Source organism: Allobrachymonas sp., from assembly GCF_041912815.1.
Taxonomy (GTDB): Bacteria; Pseudomonadota; Gammaproteobacteria; order Burkholderiales; family Burkholderiaceae_C; genus Brachymonas.
In genome coordinates this window covers 13025-31843 of sequence record NZ_JAYRLV010000010.1, presented here as the reverse complement: position 1 = coordinate 31843, position 18819 = coordinate 13025, and the positions used below count along the sequence as shown (strand labels likewise).

General features: G+C 67.6%; 16 protein-coding genes and 1 pseudogene. 6 read left to right on the top strand and 11 right to left on the bottom strand.

Annotation, left to right across the window (positions count from 1 at the left end):
- Positions 1-38 precede the first annotated feature (38 nt).
- The 5 genes from ACE3P9_RS08770 to ACE3P9_RS08750 form a co-directional block, all read right to left on the bottom strand.
- Positions 39-2231, bottom strand: coding sequence for a methyl-accepting chemotaxis protein (locus ACE3P9_RS08770; protein ID WP_374493407.1), 2193 nt, complete (start codon positions 2229-2231; stop codon positions 39-41).
- A gap of 30 nt (positions 2232-2261) precedes the next feature.
- The gene (locus ACE3P9_RS08765; protein ID WP_374493406.1) at positions 2262-2834 is read right to left on the bottom strand and encodes a chemotaxis protein CheW; all 573 of its coding nucleotides are present in this window, start codon (positions 2832-2834) and stop codon (positions 2262-2264) included.
- A 67-nt stretch (positions 2835-2901) separates the two neighbouring features.
- Positions 2902-3267 carry a PleD family two-component system response regulator gene (locus ACE3P9_RS08760; RefSeq protein WP_374493404.1) on the bottom strand — a complete coding sequence of 122 codons (366 nt, stop codon included), beginning with the start codon at positions 3265-3267 and terminating at the stop codon, positions 2902-2904.
- A gap of 25 nt (positions 3268-3292) precedes the next feature.
- Positions 3293-3649, bottom strand: coding sequence for a PleD family two-component system response regulator (locus tag ACE3P9_RS08755; RefSeq protein ID WP_374493402.1), 357 nt, complete (start codon positions 3647-3649; stop codon positions 3293-3295).
- Between the two features lie 64 nt (positions 3650-3713).
- On the bottom strand, positions 3714-3866 hold the full coding sequence (locus tag ACE3P9_RS08750; protein ID WP_374493489.1) for a rubredoxin: 153 nt from the start codon (positions 3864-3866) through the stop codon (positions 3714-3716).
- A 392-nt stretch (positions 3867-4258) separates the two neighbouring features.
- Here ACE3P9_RS08750 and hemL point away from each other — a divergent pair, with 392 nt between their 5' ends.
- From hemL to ACE3P9_RS08730, 4 genes are all read left to right on the top strand, one after another.
- Positions 4259-5566, top strand: coding sequence for a glutamate-1-semialdehyde 2,1-aminomutase (hemL, locus tag ACE3P9_RS08745; RefSeq protein WP_374493400.1), 1308 nt, complete (start codon positions 4259-4261; stop codon positions 5564-5566).
- A gap of 181 nt (positions 5567-5747) precedes the next feature.
- Positions 5748-6617 (top strand): acyltransferase, encoded by an 870-nt coding sequence (locus ACE3P9_RS08740; protein ID WP_374493399.1) that lies wholly within the window; start codon positions 5748-5750, stop codon positions 6615-6617.
- A 244-nt stretch (positions 6618-6861) separates the two neighbouring features.
- Positions 6862-8103 (top strand): MFS transporter, encoded by a 1242-nt coding sequence (locus ACE3P9_RS08735; protein ID WP_374493398.1) that lies wholly within the window; start codon positions 6862-6864, stop codon positions 8101-8103.
- Positions 8104-8187: 84 nt separating this feature from the next.
- On the top strand, positions 8188-9546 hold the full coding sequence (locus ACE3P9_RS08730; RefSeq protein ID WP_374493395.1) for an NnrS family protein: 1359 nt from the start codon (positions 8188-8190) through the stop codon (positions 9544-9546).
- Positions 9547-9590: 44 nt separating this feature from the next.
- Here ACE3P9_RS08730 and ACE3P9_RS08725 read toward each other — a convergent pair whose 3' ends face one another.
- The 6 genes from ACE3P9_RS08725 to ACE3P9_RS08700 form a co-directional block, all read right to left on the bottom strand.
- Positions 9591-10100 carry an NUDIX hydrolase gene (locus ACE3P9_RS08725; protein WP_374493394.1) on the bottom strand — a complete coding sequence of 170 codons (510 nt, stop codon included), beginning with the start codon at positions 10098-10100 and terminating at the stop codon, positions 9591-9593.
- A 118-nt stretch (positions 10101-10218) separates the two neighbouring features.
- Positions 10219-11979 carry a biotin carboxylase N-terminal domain-containing protein gene (locus tag ACE3P9_RS08720; protein WP_374493392.1) on the bottom strand — a complete coding sequence of 587 codons (1761 nt, stop codon included), beginning with the start codon at positions 11977-11979 and terminating at the stop codon, positions 10219-10221.
- A gap of 70 nt (positions 11980-12049) precedes the next feature.
- A complete protein-coding gene (locus ACE3P9_RS08715) occupies positions 12050-13696 on the bottom strand; it encodes a 5-oxoprolinase/urea amidolyase family protein (RefSeq protein WP_374493390.1) in 1647 nt (548 codons plus the stop codon).
- Between the two features lie 61 nt (positions 13697-13757).
- Positions 13758-14579 carry a putative hydro-lyase gene (locus ACE3P9_RS08710; RefSeq protein WP_374493388.1) on the bottom strand — a complete coding sequence of 274 codons (822 nt, stop codon included), beginning with the start codon at positions 14577-14579 and terminating at the stop codon, positions 13758-13760.
- 11 nt (positions 14580-14590) lie between these two features.
- A complete protein-coding gene (locus ACE3P9_RS08705) occupies positions 14591-15427 on the bottom strand; it encodes a LamB/YcsF family protein (protein ID WP_374493387.1) in 837 nt (278 codons plus the stop codon).
- A 14-nt stretch (positions 15428-15441) separates the two neighbouring features.
- Positions 15442-16689: an NRAMP family divalent metal transporter gene (locus ACE3P9_RS08700; RefSeq protein WP_374493386.1), complete on the bottom strand. Its 1248-nt coding sequence runs from the start codon at positions 16687-16689 to the stop codon at positions 15442-15444.
- Between the two features lie 349 nt (positions 16690-17038).
- Between ACE3P9_RS08700 and ACE3P9_RS08695 the strand changes: the two are divergent.
- Positions 17039-17683, top strand: a pseudogene (locus ACE3P9_RS08695) (GntR family transcriptional regulator); the annotation flags it as partial.
- A gap of 206 nt (positions 17684-17889) precedes the next feature.
- Complete coding sequence (locus ACE3P9_RS08690) at positions 17890-18540, top strand: LysE family translocator (RefSeq protein ID WP_374493384.1); 651 nt, start codon at positions 17890-17892, stop codon at positions 18538-18540.
- Positions 18541-18819: the final 279 nt, after the last annotated feature.

Here is an 18819-nt window from a genome sequence, read left to right as displayed (position 1 = left end):
GGTACTCAACAATGCCTTGCTCAGGACGCAAGCGCCCGTCAGCTGATCTTGAAACGTGCCACCGAGGTGCGCAGGGCCTGCGCCACCTTGGAGAGTTCGCGTACTTGCTGCACGGTGGTGCGGGTGCCTTCGCCGGCCTGTTCGGTCACGGCAAAAATCTGCTGGATGTTGTCGGCCAGACCGTTGGCGGACTGCGCCTCCTGGTTGGTGGTGGAGGAAATCTGGGCAATCAGCTCGGTGAGCTCGCGCGACACCCGGTCGATCTCGGTCAGGGCCTGACCGGCGTTGTCGGACAGCTGGGCCCCCTGCACCACACCCTGCGTGGAGCGCTCCATGGCGGCCACGGCATCTTGCGTGTCGGTCTGAATCGCCTTCACGAGCGCCGCAATCTGGCGCGTGGCTTCTGCGGAACGTTCGGCCAGACGCTGCACTTCTTCTGCCACCACCGAGAAGCCGCGACCGGCTTCACCGGCAGACGCTGCCTGAATGGCGGCGTTCAGGGCCAGCACGTTGGTCTGCTCGGTAATGTCCGAAATCAGCTCGGTGATTTCCCCGATCTCCTGGGACGATTCACCCAGACGCTTGATGCGCTTGGAGGTTTCCTGGATCTGGTCACGGAGCATGTTCATGCTGCCGATGGTGTTCTGCACCGCATGCAGGCCCTGTTCGGCGGCCTCGCGGGACTTGACGGCCACGCTGGCGGTTTCCTGCGCCTGAGACGATACGCGGGTGATGCGGCCGGCCATGTCGAGCACGGCCTGTCCGGTGTTGCGGATCTCGACGAGCTGTTCGGTGGAGGCTTCGAGCAGCTTGTTGGACGTGCCTTCCACGTCGTCGGTGGTCTGCGCCACCTGGTCGGCCGACACCTGCACGTTCCCCACCAGGGCCCGCAGTTCTTCCACCGTCACGTTCACCGAGTCGGCGATCGATCCCGTGATGTCCTCGGTCACGGTGGCTTCCTGGGTCAAGTCCCCTTCGGCCACGTTCTGCAGTTCGTTCATCAGCCGGAGAATGGCACTCTGGTTGGCGGCGTTTTCTTCTTCGGCCTGTTGCTGGCGACGGCGGCTTTCAGCCAGCTGCACATAGGCCAGACCGGCAGCGAATGCCATGGCCAGCAGGGCGGCCAGCGCCATGACCACATACACCAGCCAGCTCACGCCAGCGGAGTCGCGCAGACCGTTCGAGAGCTGCTTTGCCGGCTCACGCAGCGTGTTGAGCGAGGTCGTGATATGCGTCTGTGCCTGACGGGCCGTGATCACGCCGGGCATGTTCTTGATCACTTCGTCGAGCTTGCCGCGCAGCGACTGATAGGTCTTCTGCAGCTGCTGGAGAATCTGCTGGTTCTCGCCCTGCAGCGGCTGGAGCCCGGCTGCAGCGTTGTTGCCCGCAAAGCCAGCCAGATAGTCGTCGAAGGCGTTCAGATCCTGCCCCATGGCGAACACGCTGTCAGGCGAGATGCCGGAGGGCGTCATGAACTCGCGCAGCGATTTCTCGATGCGCTGCACGCGCATGGCCATGTCGCCCACGGCGGCGGCATTGGCGGCAGGCGCCTGCTGCTGCACCAGATTGGCGCGCAGCTTGTCGGAGAGCTCGGCGATCTCGGCCACGTCGGTGTGGATCGGGGCCAGCGTCTTGCCCAGGCTCACCAGAGCGGGTTTCTGCTTGCCGATGGTGGCCACGTCCTTCTCGACGCTGTCCTCGCCCTTTTCGATGGCTTCGACCATGGGACGCAGGGAGCTGTCACGCACCGCAGCGGAAGTGTCGTTGCCTTCGGACAGGCCCTTGGCATTGTCCACCAGCGCCTTGTAGTTGCCCTGCAGGGAGCTGAACGCCGCTTCGTCCCCCTGAAGGGCACGGCCGGCATCGCGCGTCACCTGCTCGGACTGCAGCAGCACCTCGCCGGCCGCCGTCACCTGCTGCTTGGAAGCATGGGCGCGGTTGAAGGCGTAGATCGACAGCACGACCAGCACCACCAACGCCGCCCCGAGCATCACCAGCAGCTTGCGCATGTGCTCGGCCGCAGGGCGGGCGCCCAGCACGGGCAGCTCCACCAGGTCCCCACTGGCCTTTTCGGCATGGTGCTGGGTGTAGGCTGCCTCTACCGTGCTCGAAGGCGCATACAGGCTGGAGTCGGCAAAGGCCGATGCCTCGGCCTCCTCCGGCGGGAGGATGGGGGCAGCGCCGGGCTGGATGTCATTTTGCTGCCGGTTGAGTTCGTCGATCAGTGACATGGTGCTTGCTCTGTGAACGGAAAGAAAAAATCACGCTGCTGCCAGCGCGCCTGCGTCGGGGTGGACGGCGATGTCGAGGAATTCGGGGGTCTGAGCCAGCGCCTGGAGATTGACCTCGTGCCAGATGCATCCCTGCGGATCGGTGAACACGCTGCCGAAGTAGGCAGGTGCCGAGGAGGCCGGCGGCCCGGAACGCAGAAAGGCGTCCCGCCCCCGCAGCCCCTCCAGCGCCTCGACGCGCAGGGCCACGTTGAGCCCCAGGGCCTCGTTGAGCACCACGAGCCGGCGTGCCTGGGGCTGCTCGGGCTGTGCGCGCAGAACCGGGTCGACCGGCGCCGCATCAAGGAAGGAGGCAATGTTCACCACGCCCACAATGTTGCCCCGCAGGGCCACCACACCCAGAAACCAGGGCTTGGCATAGGCGATGGACTGGATGTCCGAGGCGGACTGGATCTCGCCGGACTGCTGCAGGGGCAGCAGCACGCGCCGTGCGCCGATGCGCACGCCGAGCCAGGACGCAGTGACGCCCTTGTCTGAGCCGGCCTTCTGCAGCATGCCGGCAATGCGGTTCTGCAGTTCCTGCAGGGCTTCCCGTCTTGCCATGTTCTTGTGCTCCCTTGTGGTTTCCCGACCGCTGGCGCAGTGACACGCACGCCAGCGGCACGGGCCTTCAGCCCAGTTCCTTGATCTTGGTGAGCAGCTCGGCCGGGTTGATCGGCTTGGTCACATAGGCGCGCGCGCCCTGGCGCATGCCCCAGACCATGTCGGTTTCCTGGTTCTTGCTGGTGCAGATGATGATGGGCACGTCGGCATAGGCCGGGTCCTTGCTCAGCTGGCGCGTGAGCTGGAATCCGTTCTTGCCGGGCATGACCACATCCATGAGGATGAGGTCGGGCTTCTGCACCTGGAGCTGTGCCATGGCTGCATCGGCGTTGTCGGCCGTGGCGACATGCATGCCGTTCTTCTGGAGCAGGCTCACGATGAACATCTGCTCGGTACGCGAATCGTCCACGACGAGGACATTGGAAATGGACACGGTTGATCTCCGGACTACGTGAAAATTACTGGAATGCCTGCACTGCGGCGAGCAGCTCGGCCTTGGTGAAGGGCTTGGTCAGGTACTGGTCCGAGCCCACGATGCGTCCACGTGCACGGTCGAACACGCCGTCCTTGGACGACAGCATGATGACCGGCACGGAAGAAAACTTGGGGTTGCGCTTGATGATGGCGCAAGTCTGGTAGCCATCGAGGCGCGGCATCATGATGTCGCAGAAGACGACTTCGGGATGCCAGTCGTTGATCTTGGCGAGCGCGTCGAAGCCGTCCTCGGCGAGAAGCACGTCGTGGCCTGCCTGCTTGAGAAAGATCTCTGCACTGCGGCGGATGGTGTTGCTGTCGTCTACTACCAGCACTTTCATGGTTGTTCCTCCCTGGAATCCTGTGGTGCGTGGGGATGGGCGATCGCCGAACGGAGCTCCGCGCTCAGATCAGAGCCATCTCGAAATCGGCCTTGCTGGCGCCGCACTCGGGACACAGCCAGGTGTCGGGCACGTCTTCCCAGCGCGTGCCGGGAGGAATGCCGTCGGCCGGCCATCCCTCGGCTTCGTCGTAAATCCACCCACACAGCAGACACATCCAGGTTCTGTATTCAGTCGCCACGCTTGCTCCATCGTCTTGTCGGGGTCGGGATCGAGGGCCGATGCCCCCTCCCTGTGCAGGAACGGAAACGCCAGCCTGGCCCGCATGGGCGGCATGGCGAACCATGGTTCCCGGCCGGCAGCCCCGGGAAGGGACTTTACTTCAGAAGGAACCACATCCAGGCGCAGGTGCCGCGCGGTACACTTCCTCCCTGAGGCTTCCGTTCCCAGCATGCCACATTCTACGGGAGCCTAACTTTCAGGATTCATTCACTTTTTTTGTTTTTTGGAGCCACCCGGCCCGTCGGAAAGCACCCAGCTGCATCCGTCCCGCCGTCCTGATGCGCGCAAGACGTCGCAATGGCTCCGTTCTGCCCCCATTCGACGCCCATGTCCACCCATTCCGCCTCTACCGATCTCAATGATGTGCTGTTCGAGCGCGCCCGCCGCGTGATCCCTGGCGGGGTCAACTCGCCCGTGCGCGCCTTCCGGGCCGTGGGAGGCACGCCGCGCTTCATCACCCGGGCCCAGGGCCCCTACATCTGGGATGCCGACGGTCGCCGCTACTACGACTACATCGGCTCCTGGGGGCCCATGATCCTCGGCCATGGCCATCCGGCCGTGCTGGAGGCGGTGCAGAAGGCGGCCTGCGACGGCTTTTCGTTCGGGGCGCCGACCGAGCGCGAGATCGAGCTGGCCGAGGAAATCATCCGGATCATGCCGGGCATCGAAATGGTGCGCCTGGTGTCCTCCGGCACCGAAGCCGGCATGAGTGCCATTCGCCTGGCCCGGGGAGCCACGGGACGCAACAAGCTCATCAAGTTCGAAGGCTGCTACCACGGCCATGCCGATGCGCTTCTGGTGAAAGCCGGCTCCGGGCTGGCCACCTTTGGGGCGGCCACGAGCGCGGGCGTGCCCGAGGCAGTGGTGCAGGACACCGTGGTGCTGGAGTACAACAATGTGGCACAGCTCGAAGAGGCCTTTGCCCTGTACGGCCATGAGGTGGCCTGCATCATCATGGAGCCGATCGCCGGCAACATGAACTTCGTGCGGCCCACGCAGGCCTTTGCCAATGCCTGTCGCGAGCTGACGCGCCGGCATGGCGCGCTGCTCATCATCGACGAGGTGATGACGGGATTCCGCGTGGCGCTGCATGGGGCGCAGTCGGTGCTGGGCATCGAGCCCGACATCACGGTCATGGGCAAGGTGATCGGCGGCGGCATGCCGCTGGCGGCCTTTGGCGGCAAGCGCGAGGTGATGGAGCAGATTTCCCCGCTGGGCCCGGTGTACCAGGCCGGCACGCTCTCGGGCAACCCGGTGGCCACGGCCGCAGGGCTGGCCACGCTGCGCGAGATCCAGAAACCCGGCTTCCACGAGGCACTGGGTGCCAAGACGCGTCGCCTCATGCAGGGGCTGCAGCGCGCGGCCGATGCGGCTGGCGTGCCCTTCAGCACGGACTGCGAGGGCGGGCTGTTCGGCTTCTTCCTGCTGCCGACGCTGCCGCACAACTACAGCGAGGTGATGAAGAGCGACTCAGCCGCCTTCAACCGCTTCTTCCACGGTCTGCTCGACGGAGGCGTGTATGTGGCGCCTGCCCTGTACGAGGCGGGCTTTGTGAGTGCTGCGCACACCGATGCCGACATCGACGCCTCCGTGGAGGTGGCTGCCGAGGCTTTCCGGCGCGTCGCCCAGGGCTGACACTGCCCGCCCGAGGCGTGCGGGGCAGATCCGGCGCCGCACCGAGATGGCGGAGCGGTGCCGGCTGGCGGTCGCCCATCGCGCCCACACCGGTTTGCCGCTCTTCCGTCGCGCCACGCGGATGCTCCTGCCCGCCCGCAGCCCCGGCCCTTCGGCTCTTCCTTTCCACTGCTTGCGCTTCATGTCTTCCCTCAAGAAAATCCTGTCGGCCCTGGTGCTGGCCCTCAACACCCTGGTGGTGTCCTGCTGCATGGTGCCCTTTGCCCTGCTCAAGCTGCTGCTGCCCGTGCGGGCGGTGCGCATTCCGTGCGACCGGGCCCTGATGCACATCGCAGGGCTGTGGGTCGGCGTCAACGGGAGCTGGTTCGAGGCCATCAACGGCACCCGCTGGCAGGTGGATGTCCCTGCCGGTCTGCGTCGCGACGGCTGGTACCTGGTGCTGAGCAACCACCAGAGCTGGGTGGACATTCTGGTGCTGCAGCAGGTGTTCAACCACCGCATTCCGTTTCTGAAGTTCTTCATCAAGCACGAGCTGATCTACGTGCCGGTGATCGGCCTGGCCTGGTGGGCACTCGACTTCCCGTTCATGAAGCGCAAGGGCGGCGCCACGGCCCAGCAGGATCTGGAGGCGGCCCGCAAGGCCTGCGCCAAGTTCCGGCTGAATCCGACTTCGCTCATCAGCTATGCCGAGGGCACGCGCTTCACCCCCGCCAAGCAGAATGAACAGCAGTCGCCCTACCGCCACCTGCTCAAGCCCAAGAGCGGCGGCGTGGGCATTGCGCTCGAGACCATGGGCGACAAGTTCACGGCCGTGCTGGACGTGACCATCGCCTACCCGGATGGCGTGCCGACCTTCGGCGACGTGATGGCGGGGCGCTTCCGCTCCGTGTCTGTGCGGGTGCATGAGCGGCTGGTGCCGCCCGAGGTGCAGGCCGCTCCGGGCGAACCGGTGCAGCGCATCGGGCTGCAACGCTGGGTGCAGCGGCTGTGGAAGGAAAAGGACGCCGAGCTCGATGCCCTGCTGCAGGCCGAGCCGCCTGCGGCCTCCTGATGCGCTGGGACATGGCGGCCGTCTGCACACGATTTAGGCAAATGGCGCACAATAGGCGATATTGACGCTGCGCTGACAGCTCGGTTTTCGGGGTTTTCCCGAAAACATCTGCCAGACGCACACTTTTCCCTTCCCGAGAAGGGAAGAGGAAATTGTTGCCGGAACAGGGCCCGTCTGCCAGGCTGGTCCTGCCCTCCGCCCCGGCGGCTGCATGCGGCAGCACCCGGGAACCACGCCCTTTGCCATGAACACCTCTTCCGCTGCCGCGCTGCCGGCCGCTGCCACACCCGCCGCCGCCCCGGCCCCCATCCCCACGCTCGAACCCGAACGCATCCCGAGTCCGATGCTGCTGGTCACAAGCGCGCTGATCGGGGCCTTTGCCTTCCTGCATGTGTATTCGGTGCAGGCCATTCTGGCGATCCTGCTGCAGGACTTCCATGCCACGGTGGTGCAGGTCGGCAATACGGTGGGGGTGACGGTGCTGGCGGTGGCGCTCACGGCTCCGCTCATGGGCATGATCTCGGACGCGTGGGGGCGCAAGCCGCTGATCGTGGGGTCGGTGCTGTTTCTGGCGCTGCCCACCATGGCGATCTTCTGGGTGCGCGACATTCACACCATGCTGGTGCTGCGGTTTCTGCAGGGGCTGGCAGTGCCGGGGATCACGGTGGTGATCCTGGCCTACATCGGCGAGGAGTTCCGTGGCCGCAACATGGCGCGCATGGTGTCGATGTATGTGTCCGGCACGGTGCTGGGCGGATTTCTGGGCCGGTTTCTCATCGGGCACCTGTCGGAGCACATGCACTGGCAGACGGCGTTCCTGTTCATGGGGCTGGTGAACCTGGCCGGCGCCGTGCTGGTGTGGCGCATTCTGCCGCCGTCACGCCATTTCGTGGCCAACCCCCGGTTTGCCGATGGCCTCCACACGCTGCGCATGCACGTGGCCAACCCGGCCGTGCTCACGGCGTGCGCGCTGGGGTTCTGCGTGCTCTTCACGCTGGTGGGCGGCTTCACCTACATCAACCTGCATCTGGCCGATGCCCCGTACATGCTGAGCTCCGGGCAGCTGGCCAACATCTTCGCGGTGTACCTGCTGGGGGTGGTGGTCACGCCAGTGACGAGCCGGCTGCTGCCGCGATTCGGCTTCCGCACCACCATTCTGCTGGCCATGGGCATGTCGCTCGCGGGACTGTGCCTGACGCTGCTGCCCTTCACGCCCGGCATCATCGTGGCGCTCGCGATCATGTCCACCGGCATCTTCATCACGCAGTCGTCGACCATCAGCTTCATCGCCCATCGGGTGAGCGAAGGACGCTCGCTGGCTTCGGGGCTGTACTACATGGCCTACTACTGCGGCGGATTCACCGGAGCCTGGCTGTGCGGCATCGCCTACACCCATGGCCGCTGGCATGGCACCGTGGCGCTGCTGTGCGCGGTGGTGTGCACGGCCCTGCTGATCGTGCGCCGCTGGATGCCGACCAAGGTGTAACGGGACGCCGGGGATCGACCCGGAGTTTCCTTTCCTTGCCTCCTGTCAAACGCCGCTGTGGAGGCTGTCGCCCACAATGCGGTCATGAGCAGTCCTGTCCCTCCTCTCCGTCCGACCATTTCCGTTCAGCTCGGTGCCCGCGCACCTGCCGACAAGGAGGCTGCCGCACGCCGCAAGGCGGAGCTGGCCGCTGTCGCCGATGCGGCTCCCTGGCGCGCAAGCTGGCTTCTGCATGCGCCGCACCGGCTGGGGTTCTTCCTGGCGTCCTGCGTCCTGGTGCTCGCGAGCCTGTGGTGGGCGCTGGTGCAGGTGGACCGCGCGACGGGAGCCCTGCACCTCGCAGGGGGGCTGCCGCAGATCATCGTCCACGGCACGGTGATGGTGCTGGGATTCATGCCGCTGTATTTTGCGGGGTTTCTGTTCACGGCAGGTCCCAAGTGGCTGCATGTGGACGCGCCGACGGCCACGGACATCCGCACTCCACTCCTGCTGCAGGCCGTGGGCTGGGCCCTGTGGCTGACAGCCGGGGTGACCGCGCAGGGCCGCGGGCTTGCGCTGGGAGGCGGCGCACTGGCGCTGGGTGGACTGCTGGGCATGGTGGGCCACTTCTGGAAGCTGGTGCGGGCCAGCACGCTGCCTGACCGTCTGCATGCCAGGACGGTGGGCGTGGCTGGCGTGGTGGGCTGCATCAGCCTCGCCGGCGTGCTGGTGTGCGTGGCGCTGGAGCGCTATGACCTGGCACGGCTGTGGGTACTGACGGCGCTGTGGGGATTCATCGTGCCGGTCTTCGTGGCCGTGGCGCATCGCATGATTCCGTTCTTCACCTCCAACGCGGTGCCGCTGGTACAGGTGTGGCGCCCATTCTGGGTGCTGGGCCTGATGCTGGGAGCCAGCGTGTTCGAGGTGCTGGCGGTGTGGATCGAGGGGCTTGCTGCTCCGGGAACGGGCTGGCTGCTGCTGCGGGGGCTGGTCGAGCTGGGGGTAGCCGGCATGCTGCTGTGGCTGGCCGTGGTGTGGGGACTGGTGCAGAGCCTGCGCGTGCGCCTGCTGGCGATGCTGCACATCGGGTTCGTGTGGCTGGGTGTGGCCTATGCCCTGAGCGCGGTGGCGCAGTTCGCGGCCGTCTATCTGGGGAGCCCGGTGTTTGGCTGGGGGGGGCTGCATGCGCTGACCATGGGCTGCATCGGATCGCTGATCCTGGCGATGGTGACCCGCGTTTCCTGCGGGCACAGTGGGCGTGCCCTGGTGGCCGATGAGGTGGTGTGGACCCTGTTCTGGCTGCTGCAGGCTGCCGTGGTGCTGCGCCTGATCGGCGCACTGCCGGGAGCGTCGGCGTGGTGGATCACGGCTGCAGCCCTGCTGTGGTTCGGGCTGCTGACGGCCTGGAGCTGGCGCTATGCCCGCTGGTATGGCAAGCCGCGAGCCGACGGCAAGGAAGGGTAATGGGCCTGTGCAGCCGCCGGCCCATGCCGGCGATGCTGCGTGCCTCAGCGCTCGCTGAGGGCGGCCGGGGAGAAGATGCTGGCGTCGGCGTAGATGGTGTCGAGCGGGAAGCGGTGGCCGGCGAGGTAGTCGTCGAGCGAGCGCAGGACCATGGGGCTGCGATGGCGGGCGACACTGGCGCGGATCTCGTCGGGCGTGAGCCAGAGGGTGCGCTCGATGGGTTCGTCGAGGGCGCGTTCGGGATGGAAGGCGCCGAGCGTGCCGCAGAAGGTGAAGCGCAGGAAGGTCAGGTCGCGGTCGACGCCCTTGCGAGGGTCATGCCCCTGATAGCGCGAGAGGTACACCCCCACCAGCGCCGTGGGAGTGAAGTCGTAGGCGGTTTCTTCGAGCACTTCGCGCACGACGGCCTGGGTGAGCGATTCGCCCTGATCCAGATGGCCGGCCGGGGTGTTGAGCACCAGGCCGCGCGATTGGCGTTCCTCGACGAGCAGATAGCGTCCATCGCGTTCCAGAATGCCGGCAACGGTGACGCGGGGGGTCCAGCGGGTTTCCATAACTTTTCATCATAGCCCGTAAACCCGTGCCTGCAGCCGGTGCCGCATGTGCTCCCCGGACCGGGCTGTGGCGCATTCGCCGCACTCGGCCCCTCCGCTCCCTGCAGGGGCAGGGCTTTCAGACGGGCTCGATGTGTGCGAGGCACTCTCCGGCCTGGCAGGTCTGGCCGGGGGCTGCCACATGCCGCAGCCGGCCGGCGCAGGGGGCTGTGAGCGCAACCTCCATTTTCATGGCCTCCATGACGGCCACACTGTCGCCGGCGGCCACCGGAGCGCCGTCCTCCACCTTCCAGACCTGGAGCAGGCCAGTCATGGGCGCGGTCAGGTCGCTCACGGCTGGTTCGGACGCCACGGGCGAGGGCATGGCGCCTGCGGACGCCGGGGCACCGGCCGCTCCGGCAGCCTGCCAGGCCTGCAGGAGCGCGGCTGGCAGCCCCAGGGTGACACGCCGGCCGTCGAGCTCGATGGCAGTGCGCCACAGCGGCGCGGCATCGCCTGCCGGGACGATGCGCTGGGCAGCAGCGAGCGGGGTGGCGAAGTCGGTCTCGATCCAGCGGGTGTGCACGCCAAAGGCATGGCCGTGCTCGGCGGTGAAGTCGGGAGCCTCCAGCACGGCACGGTGGAAGGGCAGCACGGTGGGGATGCCCTCGATCCGGAATTCGGCCAGGGCCCGACGGGCACGCGCCAGCGCCTGCTCGCGGGTGGCACCGGTGACGACCAGCTTGGCCATCATGGAGTCGAACACGGGCGGGATGGAAGAGCCGCTCTCCACTCCCGTATCGAGCCGCACACCCGGCCCGGAAGGCGGGGCAAAGCACGTGATGGGGCCGGGCGTGGGCAGGAAGCCGCGTCCTGGGTCTTCGGCGTTGATGCGGAACTCGATGGCATGGCCGCGCGGCTCGGGGGTGGCGGTGATGGACAGCGGCAGGCCGTCGGCAATGCGCAGCTGCTCGATGACGAGGTCGATGCCGGAGGTTTCCTCGGTGACGGGATGCTCGACCTGGAGACGGGTGTTCACCTCCAGGAACGACAGGGCCCCGCTGGTGGCCAGCAGGAATTCGACCGTGCCTGCGCCCACATAGCCCGCCGCCGCGCAGATGGCCTGCGCAGCCTCGTGGATGCGATGGCGCTGTGCGTCGGTGAGGAAGGGGGCCGGAGCCTCCTCGACGAGCTTCTGGTTGCGGCGCTGGAGCGAGCAGTCGCGCGTGCCCACGACCACCACATGGCCGTGGGTGTCGGCCAGGATCTGGGCTTCGACGTGCCTGGGGTGGTCGAGGAACTGCTCGACATAGCATTCCCCGCGCCCGAAGGCCACGGTCGCCTCGCGCACGGCAGAGGCGTACAGGTCGGCCACCTCGTCCATCTGCCAGGCCACCTTCATGCCGCGCCCGCCCCCTCCGAAGGCCGCCTTGATGGCGATGGGCAGTCCGTGCGTGGCCGCAAAGGCGAGCACTTCTTCCGCGCCACCGACAGGGCCTGGCGTGCCAGCCACCAGGGGAGCGCCCACCTCCTGCGCGAGAGCGCGGGCCTGTACCTTGTCTCCCAGACGGGCGATGGCCTGCGGCGATGGGCCGATCCAGGTCAGACCGGCATCGCACACGGCCTGGGCGAAGGCGGCGTTCTCGGACAGAAAGCCATAGCCCGGATGCACGGCGTCCGCCCCGCTGGCGCGCGCCACCTCGATCAGCCTGGCCATGTCGAGGTAGGTATCGGCCGGGCGGGTGCCCTGCAGGGCCCAGGCCTCGTCGGCCATGCGCACGTGCAGGGCATCGTGGTCGGGGTCGGCGTAGACAGCAACGGAGCGCACGCCGTAGTCGGCGCAGGCCCGGATGATGCGGACGGCAATTTCTCCGCGGTTGGCAATCAGGACTTTTTTCATGGCGGTGCAGTGAACGGAAAGGGAGAAGACGGAAAGGCGCGAGGGGGCAGATACGGGTGGCAGGCCCGCCCTACTCGACCACAAAGGCCGACAGGGGACGGAAGCGGATGCGCGCACCGACGGGAATCTGTCCCGCCAGATCGAGGTGGTGGGGCGCCACGCAGGCGATGACCGGGTAGCCACCGGTGAGCGGGTGGTCCGCGAGGAACAGCACGGGCTGCCCACTGGGCGGGACCTGAATGGCGCCAGTGGGGGTGCCCTCGCTGGGCAGCTCGCCCGTGCAGGCACGCACGAGCGGCTCCTCTCCCGCGAGGCGCAGGCCTACGCGGTTGGATTGGGGCGTGACGGTCCACTCGCTCGATGCCAGTCGGGCCACGGCCTCGGGGGTGAACCAGTCGGTACGCGGGCCAAGCAGCACGTCGAGCACGACACAGTCCTGCGCGGTGGGCAGCACGGGGGGCGCGGAATCGGGGTCGCCCACCACCTGCCCGGGCCGTGGCGGCATCACGGCCAGCAGGTCGCCGGCAGCCACCGGCGCAGGGCCCAGCCGGGCGAGCGTATCAGTGGCACAGCTCCCCAGCACGGGTGCCACGGCAAAGCCCCCGCGCACGGCCACATAGCAGCGCACGCCGGCCGTGGGCAGGCCCAGCGTCAGGGTGTCTCCGGCTGCCAGCGCCACAGGGGCATCCGGCTGGGCATGCCAGCGGGTGCCGTCTGCAGCCGTGAGAGAGAGGGGCACACGCGCGCCGGTCACGGCCACCACGCTGTCGCCCCGGCTGCGCAGCTGCAGCCCGCAGGCCAAGGTTTCGAGCACGGGCAGATGCGCCGGGTTGCCCACGAGCCGGTTGGCCTGCCGGAAGGCGCCCTGGTCGAGCGCGCCCGAAGCGGATACCCCCATGCCGGCCAGTCCGGGACGGCCCCCGTCCTGGAACAGGGTCTGCAGGCCCGCCTGGCACACCTCGAAGCCGGCAGCAGCCGGAGCGCGGGCTTCGGCCACGGACCTGGCCTGAGGCAGGGTGGGCACGGCCGACAGCGGGGACGCAGCCTGCGTGACCTGGACAGCCGCCGCCCTGGGGGTGCTGCGTGCGCTGCCGGCGCCGGCTGCGTCCATGTCGACAAAGCGCACCCGCTGGCCCGGCTGCAACAGCGCGGGCGGCTGGCGCGACAGATCCCACATGGCCAGCGGCGTGGTACCTATGATCTGCCAGCCTCCCGGACTGGCCTGCGGATACACCCCGCTGAACACACCCGCCAGCCCCACGGCACCGGCCGGAATGCGGGTGCGCGGGGTCTTGCGGCGGGGCACGTCGAGCAGCGGATCGCCCCCGGCCAGATAGGCGAATCCGGGCGCGAAGCCCGTGAACGCCACCGTGTAGATGCTGCCCGCATGGCGGCGCACCACGTCGGCGGGCGTGAGGTGCAGGTAGTCGGCCACCTCGGCCAGATCCTCGCCGTCGTAATGCACCGGAATCTCGACGAGCTCTCCTTCCGCCGCGCGCGCCACTGCCCCGCCCTGCCGGGCACGCAGGAGCTCGATCAGCCGGGCACGGGAGCACACCTCGGGCCGGAAGCGCACGAGCAGCGTGCGCGCGGCAGGCACCAGCTCCTCGATCCCTTCGACAGGGTCGCTGCGCAGCGCATCCAGAAGCGCCAGCACGTGCGGCAGGTCATCGAGCTCGACGAGCACGACATGGGGTTGTACAGGCAGAAAACGCAACGCAACACTCCTGATGGAAACACGGATACGGGCGCAGGGCCCCGGCTGGACCTGGACGGGCTCAGACGTGATAGGCCCCATCGGGCACATCGGTGATGAACATGTAGCCCGGCGCATGGGTCACGGCAAAGGGCACGCCCGATGCCATCACCGCCGCCTGGGGCGTGACCCCGCAGGCCCAGAAGACCGGCACCTCGCCCGGCTCGATGCGCACCGCATCGCCGAAATCGGGCCGCGACAGATCGCGGATGCCCAGCGCCGCCGGATCGCCCACATGCACGGGGGCTCCGTGCACCGAGGGAAAGCGCCCCGAGATCATCACGGCCTCGGCCACGCGCGCGGCGGGAATCGGCCGCATCGACACCACCATCTCCCCATGCAGCCGCCCGGCGGGACGGCAGGCACGCGAGGTGCGGTACATGGGCACGTTGACCCCGTCGGTGATGTGCCGCACCTCGATGCCCGCCTCCTGCAGCGGCGTCTCGAAGGTGAAGCTGCAGCCGATGAGAAAAGTCACCAGATCGGGATGCTCGGCCCACAGTGCGGTCGCATCGCCCACCTCGGCTTCGAGGCGGCCGTGGCGCCACACCCGGTACAGCGGAATGTCGGTGCGCAGATCGGCGCCCTCGGCCAGCACCGTGTGGTGGGCTCCGGCCTCGATCACGTCCAGCACCGGACAGGGCTTGGGATTGCGCTGGGCGTAGAGCAGAAAGTCCCACGCCCAGTCTCGCGGCAAGGCGATCATGTTGGCCTGGGTCATGCCGGGTGCCACCCCAGCCGTGGGGGCGACCTTGCCAGCCCGGTAGGCCGCCCGCGCGGCACGGCCTGCAGCCAGGGCGGCAGGAGAGGCGGGGTAAAACGTCCCGGTGGAAGCCTGCGTCATGGGAATCCTCCTCAGTCGGTGGTGGAACAGGTGCACGCACATCCGCAGGCCGCGCCCGAACCGGCACGCGGACCCTGCAACTCGCTGCGGGCGGTGAAGGCGCGCAGCGCCACCCCTTCGCGGGCCAGCGCCTCACGCACGGCACGGGCCATCTGAACCGCACCGGGACTGTCGCCATGCACGCAGATCGAATCGGCCTCGACGCGGGTGACGCGGCCGTCGATGGCCTCCACCACCCCCTCGCGCACCAGACGCACCATGCGGCGCGCCACGGCCTGCGCATCGTGCAGCACCGCCCCCGGCTCCCGGCGCGATACCAGGGTACCCTGCGCCGTATAGGCCCGGTCGGCAAACGCCTCGGCCACCACGGTCAGCCCCTCGGCGCGTGCCCAGCCCACCAGCGCAGATCCCGCCAGTGCCACGAGCACCAGCGACGGATCGGCTGCCCGAATCGCCGTGATCACGTCCCGTGCCTGCCGCTCGTCGTGTGCAATGGTGTTGTAGAGCGCGCCGTGCGGCTTGACGTAGCGCACCGTCGTGCCTGCGGCACGGGCGAGCCCCTGCAGCGCCCCGATCTGGTAGATCACGTCGGCCACCAGATCGGCACTGGCCACGTCCATGTTGCGCCGCCCGAACCCCGCCAGATCGCGGTAGCCGACATGCGCCCCCACCGCCACCCCACGTGCCGCCGCCGCACGCAGCGTGGCCAGAATGCCCGCCGCATCGCCGGCATGGAAGCCACAGGCCACATTGGCACTCGTGACGATGTCGAGCATCGCGGCATCATCTCCCATCTTCCAGGCGCCCAGGCTCTCGCCCAGGTCGCTGTTCAGATCGATCACGGTCATCTCGCTCTCCTCGCTCACATCGACAGGAACCGGAAAATCGGGCCGATGGACTGCAGTGCCATCCACCAGGTCAGCACGCAGGCCAGCGTGCCCAGCGCCAGCAGCGCACGCGAATACGGATAGCCCCCCATCAGGTCACGCCGCATCCAGCCCACATACATGAACAGGGTCAGCCCGAGCGGCAGAATCAGCCCGTTGAAGCCGCCTGCAAACACCAGCAGCGCAGCCGGTGCCGTGCCGAGCAGCAGGAACACCGCAAGCGACACCACGATGAACACCACCGTGGCCCGGTTGCGCGCCGGCTCGGTCAGCCCCGGACGGAACACCGTCACGAAGGAAATCGACGTATAGGCCGCCCCGATCACGCTCGTCAGCGCCGCCGCCCACAGAATGACGCCGAACACCCGCAGCCCCATCTGCCCGGCGGCCGCCTGGAACGCCTGGGCCGCCGGATTGGCACTCTTGCCCGAGATGTCGATCACCACGCCGCTGGCCACCACACCCAGCACGGCCAGAAAGAGCACATAGCGCATCACGCCCGTCACGATCACGCCGTTGAGCGCCCCGCGCGTCACGGCCGGCAGGTTGTCCACCCCGGTCACCCCCGTATCGAGCAGCCGGTGCGCTCCCGCGTAGGTGATGTAGCCCCCCACCGTGCCACCGACGATGGTGGTGATGGTGGCGAAATTGATCCGGTCGGGCCACACGGTCTGGCGCAGCGCCTCCCCGAGCGGCGGATGGGACGCAAACGCCACGAACACCGTCAGCCCGATCATCACGATGCCCAGCACCACGATCAGCCGGTCCACCGCACGGCCAGCCCGCTTGGACAGAAACAGCCCGATGGCGATCACCGCACTCAGCAGCCCGCCCCACTTGATGTCGAGTCCCATCATGGCGTTGAGCCCCAGGGCCGCCCCCGCGATGTTGCCCACGTTGAACACCAGCCCCCCGAAGATCACCAGCACGGCCAGCACATAGCCGCTGCCGGGAATGGCCGCATTGGCCAGATCCGAGGCCCGCATGCCCGTGAGCGACACCATGCGCCACACATTGAGCTGCACGACGAAGTCGATCAGCACCGACGCCAGAATGCCGAAGGCAAAGGCCGCCCCCATGGTGGCCGTGAACGTCGCCGTCTGGGTGATGAACCCCGGCCCGATGGCCGATGTGGCCATCAGAAAGATGGCGGCCACAAGCGACGAACGCCGCGCCTTCACAAAGTCGCCGGACGGTGCCGGCATGTGCTGTGCTTCACTCATGAGACTCTCCCGTAAAGATGGAATGGCCCGCATCTCCATGCAAAAGCCATGCCAGCGTTGAGCAATGCATATCTATGCATCACTCATAAGACACATATTGTTCAACAAAATGGCGTTGAATTTTCATCAGGAGATTCACCAATGTGGGGCAAATTCGGAGCGTCGTCGGTTCTTTGTGCCTCATGCCGGGGCATGCAGGCGGCGTTTCATGCACCGCAAAGCGGCCTCCGCCGCACCGGCCGGGCCCCTGGCGCCACTGCGCCTGCAGCCCGATGCCGCTACACTGGGAGCCCTGGCCCACCCACTGCGCCCCGCTCGCGCTGGTGTGCACCGCGCCACCCCGACCGCCATGACACGTACCGCCGACATCCAGAACCTGGCCCATCGCACGGCCGAAGACATCCGGCAGAAGCTGCTGGCCGGAGCCTGCGCGCCGGGCCAGCGCCTGTCGGAAGCCGCCATGGCCGAGCTCCTCGGCATCTCGCGCAACACCCTGCGCGAGGCTTTCCGCATCCTCACGCAGGAAGGCCTGCTGTGCCACGAGCCCAACCGCGGTGTGTCGGTCACGGTGCCCACGCTCGCCGCCATCATCGACATCTACCGCGTGCGCCGCATGCTCGAATGCCAGGCGCTGGCACAGGCCCACCCGTGGCATCCGGCCCGCCAGCAGATGGAAGCCGCCATTGCCGACGCGCTGCGCTGCCGCGATGCGGGCGACTGGCGCGGCGTCGGCACGGCCAACATGGCCTTCCACCGCGCCATCGTCTCGCTGACCGACAGCGAACGCCTCCAGACCCTCTTCTCGCACGTGCTCACCGAGCTGCGGCTGGTGTTTGGCATGCTGCAGAACCCCGAATTCCTGCACGCCCCCTACATCGACATGAACCGGCACATCCTGAGCCTGTTCATCGCCGGCCAGCACGACGAAGCCGCCCAGGCCATGGAAGCCTATCTCGTCCATTCCGAGCGCGGCGTACTCGCCGAATACGCCCGCATGCCCCAGCCGGCTGCAGCCGGCACGGCCGCCGACGCGCCCGACACCTCCCTCAGCCCCCCCACCGCTCCCCGGACTGCTGCCCTCAGTGCCCGCAAGCCGCTGGTCTAGGGGGCCCGGCCGTTCCGCTCTGCACGCACGGCCCCGTCCGTGGCTTTCTCCATTTTCATTTCCCTGTCCCTGCCTTCTCACCGCATCGTTCCGCCATGTCCCTGCACGAATACCTGCTCTTTCTCCCGGCCTGCTTTGCCCTCAACCTGGCCTTCGGGCCCAACAACCTGCTGTCGGTGCTCAACGGCACCCGCCACGGCGTGCGCGTGGCCGTCACCGCCGGGCTGGGCCGCATCGTGGCCTTCGCCATCATGATCGCCATCTCCGGCGTGGGCATGGGCGCACTGCTGCTGGCCTCCGAGGTGGGCTTTGCCATCGTCAAGTTCTGCGGGGCGGCCTACCTGATCTGGATGGGCATCCGCATCCTGCGCGCCCATGTGCCGGCCGACGGCATCGCCGACCTCGCCGCCGACACGGCCGGACAGGACCACGGCCCCCATCTCGGTGTGCTCGCCCGACAGGAATTCACCACCGCCATCAGCAACCCCAAGGCCATCCTCATCTTCACCGCCTTCCTGCCCCAGTTCGTGGTGCCCGAGCACTACGCCGTGAGCTACACCGAAGTCGGCGCCACCTTCCTGCTGCTGGAAATCGTCACCGTCGGCATCTACGGTGGCGTGGGACGCTACATGGCCCACATGGCCAACCGCGGCCGCATGATGCAGTGGCTCAACCGCGCCAGCGGCACCATGATGATCGCCTTCGGCATCCTCCTCGCCCTGGTGCGTCGCCCCCAGGCGGCGTGAGCGTGCCGCTCCCACCCCCTGCATCCCGCCGCCTTCTGCGTGGGTGCAGGATGACCCGGCATATGCCATTAAGTGTCGCATCCCGGATGATTGCATAGATTCCAAACGCTCCCCTCTCTTCATGGCCAGAAGTGCTCCTGCAAGAGCTGATAGAGTCCCTGTCATCCAACCGGGGATTGCTGCAAGCCATGAACCAGCCAGCATCCTGGCCCAGCGCTTTTCCATCACTGAGCAGACGGTCTAAAAATGGAAGAAGCGAGAGGTCTTTGCAGATCGCTC

Coding starts and splice junctions, on each gene's coding strand:
- ACE3P9_RS08770 (WP_374493407.1), bottom strand. CDS start 2,231: ATGTCACTGATCGACGAACTCAACCGGCAGCAAAATGACATCCAGCCC.
- ACE3P9_RS08765 (WP_374493406.1), bottom strand. CDS start 2,834: ATGGCAAGACGGGAAGCCCTGCAGGAACTGCAGAACCGCATTGCCGGC.
- ACE3P9_RS08755 (WP_374493402.1), bottom strand. CDS start 3,649: ATGAAAGTGCTGGTAGTAGACGACAGCAACACCATCCGCCGCAGTGCA.
- ACE3P9_RS08750 (WP_374493489.1), bottom strand. CDS start 3,866: ATGTGTCTGCTGTGTGGGTGGATTTACGACGAAGCCGAGGGATGGCCG.
- hemL (WP_374493400.1), top strand. CDS start 4,259: ATGTCCACCCATTCCGCCTCTACCGATCTCAATGATGTGCTGTTCGAG.
- ACE3P9_RS08740 (WP_374493399.1), top strand. CDS start 5,748: ATGTCTTCCCTCAAGAAAATCCTGTCGGCCCTGGTGCTGGCCCTCAAC.
- ACE3P9_RS08735 (WP_374493398.1), top strand. CDS start 6,862: ATGAACACCTCTTCCGCTGCCGCGCTGCCGGCCGCTGCCACACCCGCC.
- ACE3P9_RS08730 (WP_374493395.1), top strand. CDS start 8,188: ATGAGCAGTCCTGTCCCTCCTCTCCGTCCGACCATTTCCGTTCAGCTC.
- ACE3P9_RS08725 (WP_374493394.1), bottom strand. CDS start 10,100: ATGGAAACCCGCTGGACCCCCCGCGTCACCGTTGCCGGCATTCTGGAA.
- ACE3P9_RS08720 (WP_374493392.1), bottom strand. CDS start 11,979: ATGAAAAAAGTCCTGATTGCCAACCGCGGAGAAATTGCCGTCCGCATC.
- ACE3P9_RS08710 (WP_374493388.1), bottom strand. CDS start 14,579: ATGACGCAGGCTTCCACCGGGACGTTTTACCCCGCCTCTCCTGCCGCC.
- ACE3P9_RS08705 (WP_374493387.1), bottom strand. CDS start 15,427: ATGACCGTGATCGATCTGAACAGCGACCTGGGCGAGAGCCTGGGCGCC.
- ACE3P9_RS08700 (WP_374493386.1), bottom strand. CDS start 16,689: ATGAGTGAAGCACAGCACATGCCGGCACCGTCCGGCGACTTTGTGAAG.
- ACE3P9_RS08690 (WP_374493384.1), top strand. CDS start 17,890: ATGTCCCTGCACGAATACCTGCTCTTTCTCCCGGCCTGCTTTGCCCTC.